Raw genomic sequence first — 6089 nt, forward strand, 5'->3', positions numbered from 1 at the left:
CCCGCCGGGTGCGCGGTTCCACCGCCACCGGGCGCCCGCCGGCACCCCGCATCCGAGGCGCCGGCTCCGCAGCAGTCGGTTCCGGGTCCGGTGGCGAGGTGGGGGGCTGCTCCTCGAGCAGCTCCTCCCACCGGTTCCCGGACCCCGACGGGACCGTGCCTGGCGAGGTCGAACGACGTGAGAACAAGCCCAACGGGACCACCCTTTCGAGACCCCGCCAAGGGGTCGAGACCAGCCCTCCGCAGGAGCAAGGGGATTGACCGGAACGGGAACACCTGGCAGCGAGGAACGAGCGGTGCGCCAGGTTTTCCGTTACGGACAATCATACCTTGCATCCCCGTTTCAGCGCCCCGACGAAGGAGGATCATAGCGCGCTGGAACGGGGGGCGTGGTGGTGTGCTGGGCCTGACCGACGTAGGAGGACAGAGCCAGGCCCAGGGCACCACCACGCATCGTCTGCAGCGCAGCGGAAGACGATCCCCCACCTGCCCACGGTGGGGGTGCGTGATCGAGGTTCTTCCTCGGTCACCGACCAGCCCGGAGGGCCTGGTCTTCTAGGTGGCGGGGAAAGGAGCTCGCTTCGCTCACGCTCATTCTTTTCCTGCACTCCGCTCTTCCCCAGTGCGTTCTGTGGTGCTGTTGCTGAGGGGACCAACCAGCCAGCCTGGGAGGGAGTGAGGGAGCGGAGGGCAGGGGGATGCCTTAAACGCTCCCGGGGCACACCTCCGGTGAGGAAGGGGTGGGATAGGGAACGTCTAAGGCATCTTGAACACGTGCGGATCAGCCCGGTCGGTCGATCGGTCGCATCGGTTGACCACCCGTTGCGGGTGGTTGAAGAAGGCCCACGGCATTACTCGTGGGCAGTGGCGGCATGTGCGCACAGCTCCGGTACTCGTCTCGTGGCAGGGCTGCTGTCCACGAGCGGCACTGTAGGGCTTGGCACTCCTTCGCTGCCCAGGTCTTGCGATCCCTGGTGACGGCCCCCGTCTGTGCGCTCGGCAAAAAGAACCGGCTCTGACCCGGGGAGCACCGCGTGTGAGGCGGCTGGTGATGTTGATGCGGGACCGCGTCTCAGGCCCCACCCAGGTCTTCCATCGCTGGGCGCTCCATTGCACCTGTTGGCGCAGGCGCTAGAATGGACTCAGTTGTTCGTTGCAGAACCCAGGATAGGCCCCGTTGGCGCGGGGCCTTCCGCATGTCTAGGGCGTGTCGCATTAGTATCTGCTGCCTCGGAAGGGCACGAAGACGGCCGGAGCGGCTGATCTTCCTGATCGAGTGCTGCCAAGTTCCTCGTGTTTGATCTTCATGCACTGCCATGCGTCTCGTAGCCTGGGGGGGCGTGGTTGCTCCCCCAGAGCTTCTGCTGTAGTGTCCAGAACGGTAGCTAGGGATGAAATAGTTCCCTGAGCGCCACTTCGAGAAACCCACGCTTCGGCGTGGGTTTCTGCGTTTAAGAAGGAAAAATGTTAATCGCCTACATAGACGAAATCGGCGAGACAGGGGCATTTGTCTTTCGAGATGATAAAAGGTTCAACACCAGCCCAGCTTTTGGTTATGCAGGTTTCATAATACCTGATTCTCAGGCTCGGCGCTTTGGTGCAATATTTTCAACAGAAAAAAGAAAAGTTTTTAAATCTCTCATAGAAGCCGAGAGTGATCCAGCGCACTGGGAGAGAAAAGGCGCGGACATATTCAATGCTACAGCCCCAAATCATCATCCTGAGCAGTTGAGAGTTTTTGACAACCTGGTAAATAGTGTCTCCAGGATGGGCGGTAATCTTTTTTATTATGCTGATGAGAAGCCGTTGGGCACGCCAAAACAGACCCAACTGGACACCACAAGGCGCGAACGCGAGGCAATGCAAGAAACGTTAAATCGCTTGGCTCGCCATGCCGAACTTTTAGGTTCCAACATGATGGTGGTCATCGACCAAATCAATGAGAAAGTTCGATCTGAACGCATCTCAAATATGTATAGCCATATTCTGAGTCGAGCCGCCGATTACCCGGAGATGCGCCGGATAATCGAACCCCCGATGCACGTGGACAGCCAGTTGAGTTCTAATATTCAGTTTGCTGACTGGGTCGCCGCTTGTGTGGGAAGGGCAATTGATTATCAATTGCTAGAAAACTCTAGATATCAATGGGTGACAGATTCTAGTAAAATCAGTTCGGTCTACGGGAAATTTACGTATGAATCCAAGGTTCACCTTTGCCATCGCTCAATAGAAGATATCAACCACTCGGGCATTTTTTACAAAGAACGCATATTGGATGCGCCAAACAACTTCAACCCAGTGATGAACCAACTGGACCCGAAAGTTAGAGAAAAAATGGCTAAAATCCATGCGGCAAGCATTCCCAAAAGGAAGTAACTAATTATATTTTTAGCTGCTTGATTCGACGATACAGCGTTGCCCGAGAGATCCCTAAGTCTCTTGCGACCTGAGACGTCGGCTGACCTGCTTCGATTAGGCGCTGGGCGTTGCGGATCTGGGAGTCCGTAAACTGCTGCCGACGGCCGCCAAGATCCCCACCAGCAGCTCTGCGTTTGGCCACTGAGTCGGTGATCCGTTCCCGTTTGATCTCCAGCTCCATCTGAGCCAACGCGGCCATCACCGTAAACACCATTGACCCCATCGGGGTCGATGTGTCTACGTCTCCCCCACCGAGGTTGAGCACCCGCAATCCCACACCGCGTCCCCGAAGATTCTGAGCCAGTTCGAGCATGGTCTGAGTGGAACGCCCCAACCGGTCCAAGGTTGTCACCACCAAGGTGTCCCCCTCCTGGAGAGCACCCACAGCCTGGTCAAAGCTCGGGCGAGACGCCCGGGCACCTGAGACCCCGTGATCGACATAAAGGTCGTCCCGACGCACCCCCGCACCCAGCAGGTCTGTCACCTGCCGGTCCGTCCCCTGGCTCCTCGTAGACACCCGCGCGTACCCAATCAGCTTTCCCATGTCCCGTCTCTGCCTCCCGCTTGTCTCGCAACCGACCATCAGCACCCCGGTCGGCGCGACCGGTTGAAAGACAACGCTACGAGACAGCCCCCGCCCCGGATCTCCGGCGCCGAGCCCGGAACGCCATGAGACGTCTTGCAACTCATCGGTTGGGGAACACTGCAAAGATTCAGCTACGGGGATCCGTGGCCCCGATGTTGCTCTCCCCTCTAGGCTTGCCCCCCATGAAATGGGAAGACATTCTGCAAGCTGCCGCGGAAGCCATGCGCGCCCCAAGCTCCGCTGCCCGCGCCTCGCTCACAAAGTGTTGGGACAGCACCTCACCCGACGAACACGCCCAACGATGCGTCCTCGCGCACTACTTGGCTGACCAGCAAGATGACCTCGAGACCGAGATCTATTGGGACGAGAAGGCGTTGACCGAGTTCGCCCGCGTCAAAGATGGCGAGCTGACTTCCATCGGAGTGCCCTCCACCGCCGGGTTCGCTCCTAGCCTGCACCTGAACCTGGCCGATGGTTACCTACGAGCCGGCCGCGTCCAGGACGCTCGTGACCAGCTCAGACGCGCCGAAGCTAATAGAGAGCTTCTCCTGGACGAGGGTTACGGGGCAATGATCCGCCGCGGTCTCGATCGGCTCCACACACGTATCCAGGAAGCCGAAACCGATTGAGCTTCTGTGAGCTCACTGTTGCGGAGCTGCTGGGTTGTCCGTCCCCATATCGACCATAGGGGGTCCCAAGATGGGGTTCCAGTGCTCGTCGTGACGGGGTGCCAGAATGGTTGCCATGACCACTCACGGTGACACCCCCAGCAGCGAAACACCTAGCCAGAAAGGGGTGCCAGGGGGTTCCAATGCGGTGTTCACGATGAAGGAAGCCGCCGATGTGGCAGGTGTCAGCGTGAGCACCCTCCGCCGACGTCGCGGCGAGCTGGAAGAAGCGGGGGCCACCATCACCTCCGCCGGGTGGCAGGTGCCCATGACCGCGCTCATCGCCGTAGGACTCATCCACGGCGAGGGGTTCCGCCCCGCCCCACAGGCCAGACCATCGACACCATCTGCTCAACCCGCGGAGGAAGCAGAGAGCACCGGGCGTCTACTCGAGCGCGTCCGTGAGTTGGAAGCTGAGGTCCAGGAATGGCGACGGCGCGCCGAAGTTGCTGAAGCAAGAGCTGAAGAACGCCGTCGAGCTCTCGATGCGCTCCAGATCGCGAATGAAACCGAGCGCATGGCGCTGCGCATGCTCACCGGACAGAGCTCCCACACCCCACAAACCCCTGCGGCCCCAGAGCCTGCTCATCCCACGCCGACGACTGAAGAGCCGGGAACCTACCGGGAACCCGCAGCTCCCGCGGCGCCGTCCGAGCCGCGCCGCGGGTTATTCTCCCGCATCTTCTCGGCGTAAGCTCGGGGGCTGCAATGAGCTGAGTGGTTCGTGCAGAAGATTCCCAGCGAGGAGCGATCCGCGTCTACCAAGACGAGGAAATCTACCCCTCGACGCAGACGACCAAGCAACGTGCCTATAGAGCTAGACAGAAAGAGTCCGCATGCCTCAGTGGCTGATACAAGCAGCAATCGCGTCTATACTCCCCGCTCTCATCGCGCTGGCTGGAATTGTCTACACTCAGCGCCAAGCCCAAAGCCGGGAAAAGGAGCTGTGGATGAGAGATAAACTGGCTGGTATCTGCGGCGATTTCTTGGGCGAGTGCCAGCGACTTTGGCGCTGGGCGGCGATGCACACGCGGGTCGGTTACAAGGGCCAAGAAGACGAGTACGACACGCCCATGCCTGACTGGATCAAGGAAGCCTCCAGGCTCAAGGGTCTCATAGACATTTATGGATCCGAGGAACTTTCCGGTGCAGCCCAAGAACTGCTGAACGCTATTGATGCATGCTGGGAAGGGACAACCGGGGCCTTTATGAGGTGCGACCAGGCAGAAGAGTCATTTAAAAAGGCTTCCCGTAAATTTCTCTGGAGCCCAACACGCCTCCAGTGAGCGCAAAAATAATTTATCGTTCAACACCAAAATCGCCGCGCCCCCGTTCTGAGATTGATTTTAGTAGATGCCATTCCTGCATCTTTTCCGCCGATCGAGACGGTGCCACTCGCTGTCGCTGAGCCTCCCGAACCTGTTTGCTAGGTGCAGGGAAATCTCGCTCCATGTGTTCTCGGATCTGCTTCCATTCCGCGCGGCGGGCCGCCACCACCTGAGCCTGGTGCTCCTGCTGCTGACGCACCGCGATCACCGAGCGCTTACTACGGCCCGCCTCACGCCGCCGCGGCGCGGTCTGCAAACCGTGCTCCAGCTCCAGTCGGGTGCACGCGCTTTGGGCGGCGCGGCGGTCGTTGCGCCCGTGCCACACCGTCCCCTCGTCACTGACCCGGCACACCACCACATGCACGTGGTCATCGGCGTGGCGGACCATCACCCACGGGTGCTCCGCGAAACCCATCGACTCCGCAAACGTCTGGCCTGCCTGCGCCCACTCCGCATCCGTCAACCGCCGATCCTCGACAGTGTTGCGCAGGGAGGCCTGCCAGATCGGTTTCGTGATCTCCGGTCGGGTGCGCATCGCCGCGCGCATCTCTTTCACCCACGTGACCTCATCCGTGTCCCCCTCCACGAATAAGTTTCCACCGACCACTACACCCCCAGAACACGCACGCCCGCCACGCTGATAAGAGTGCTCATTGGCGTGCCCCGGCCCATGCAGGTAGGCGCCGATGTTGCCCGGATTCGAGCCCCGGGTGATCTTCGCGATCACGGCAACGCCCTCCGTAACGCGCCCAGTTCCCGAGCCAGGGCCTGCACAGCTTCGTGCAGCTGCGGGGTCGGGACCACCTGCCCCTGGTTCACCGCGCGCATCAACTGGTTCAGATTCGACCCCACCCGCGCCAAATCCGCCCGGATCCTCGCCAACTCCTGCACCTCACCCACCCCCGGGGTGCTCGCCTCGAGCTGTTCCTGGAGTCGTTCCCGAGCCCACACCGAGACCCGTTGCCCGCCGGCGGCCTCCGTCCACGCCCGGTGCTCCGCCTCAGTCAACGACATCGACACCCGCCGGGTGCGCGGTTCCACCGCCACCGGGCGCCCGCCGGCACCCCGCATCCGAGGCGCCGGCTCCGCA

At 60.8% G+C, this 6089-nt stretch carries 7 protein-coding genes and 1 pseudogene; 5 read left to right on the plus strand and 3 right to left on the minus strand.

The genetic code is table 11. The annotated features are described in order from the left end of the window. Both RF650_RS13395 and RF650_RS13400 read left to right on the plus strand, forming a co-directional pair. Positions 1 to 260: pseudogene (locus RF650_RS13395) on the plus strand (hypothetical protein); the annotation flags it as partial. Positions 261 to 1463: 1203 nt separating this feature from the next. Then, positions 1464 to 2375, plus strand: a complete 912-nt coding sequence (locus RF650_RS13400) for a DUF3800 domain-containing protein (protein ID WP_368815161.1) — start codon at positions 1464 to 1466, stop codon at positions 2373 to 2375. A gap of 4 nt (positions 2376 to 2379) precedes the next feature. On the opposite strand, the gene RF650_RS13405 is transcribed toward RF650_RS13400, so the two are convergent. After that, positions 2380 to 2961: a recombinase family protein gene (locus RF650_RS13405; protein ID WP_368815162.1), complete on the minus strand. Its 582-nt coding sequence runs from the start codon at positions 2959 to 2961 to the stop codon at positions 2380 to 2382. A gap of 224 nt (positions 2962 to 3185) precedes the next feature. On the opposite strand from RF650_RS13405, the gene RF650_RS13410 reads away from it, so the two are divergent. The 3 genes from RF650_RS13410 (at position 3186) to RF650_RS13420 (ending at position 4957) form a co-directional block, all read left to right on the plus strand. Then, positions 3186 to 3632, plus strand: a complete 447-nt coding sequence (locus RF650_RS13410) for a hypothetical protein (RefSeq protein ID WP_368815163.1) — start codon at positions 3186 to 3188, stop codon at positions 3630 to 3632. 115 nt (positions 3633 to 3747) lie between these two features. Then, a complete protein-coding gene (locus RF650_RS13415) occupies positions 3748 to 4365 on the plus strand; it encodes a hypothetical protein (protein ID WP_368815164.1) in 618 nt (205 codons plus the stop codon). A 256-nt stretch (positions 4366 to 4621) separates the two neighbouring features. Beyond that, positions 4622 to 4957 (plus strand): hypothetical protein, encoded by a 336-nt coding sequence (locus RF650_RS13420; RefSeq protein WP_368815165.1) that lies wholly within the window; start codon positions 4622 to 4624, stop codon positions 4955 to 4957. 13 nt (positions 4958 to 4970) lie between these two features. Here the strand turns inward: RF650_RS13420 and RF650_RS13425 are convergent, their stop codons facing one another. Continuing rightward, positions 4971 to 5726 (minus strand): relaxase/mobilization nuclease domain-containing protein, encoded by a 756-nt coding sequence (locus RF650_RS13425; RefSeq protein WP_368815166.1) that lies wholly within the window; start codon positions 5724 to 5726, stop codon positions 4971 to 4973. Continuing rightward, a partial coding sequence (locus RF650_RS13430) for a mobilization protein (protein WP_368815167.1) occupies positions 5723 to 6089 on the minus strand: 367 nt, incomplete at its 5' end. The genes RF650_RS13430 and RF650_RS13425, both read right to left, overlap by 4 nt.

This window comes from Kocuria sp. CPCC 205297 (assembly GCF_040981035.1).
In the GTDB taxonomy this organism is placed as follows: Bacteria; Actinomycetota; Actinomycetes; order Actinomycetales; family Micrococcaceae; genus Kocuria; species Kocuria marina.

What these genes read in the sequence shown, in the direction of transcription:
- RF650_RS13420 (WP_368815165.1), top strand. Translation starts at nt 4,622, where the DNA reads ATGAGAGATAAACTGGCTGGTATCTGCGGCGATTTCTTGGGCGAGTGC.
- RF650_RS13400 (WP_368815161.1), top strand. Translation starts at nt 1,464, where the DNA reads ATGTTAATCGCCTACATAGACGAAATCGGCGAGACAGGGGCATTTGTC.
- RF650_RS13410 (WP_368815163.1), top strand. Translation starts at nt 3,186, where the DNA reads ATGAAATGGGAAGACATTCTGCAAGCTGCCGCGGAAGCCATGCGCGCC.
- RF650_RS13405 (WP_368815162.1), bottom strand. Translation starts at nt 2,961, where the DNA reads ATGGGAAAGCTGATTGGGTACGCGCGGGTGTCTACGAGGAGCCAGGGG.
- RF650_RS13415 (WP_368815164.1), top strand. Translation starts at nt 3,748, where the DNA reads ATGACCACTCACGGTGACACCCCCAGCAGCGAAACACCTAGCCAGAAA.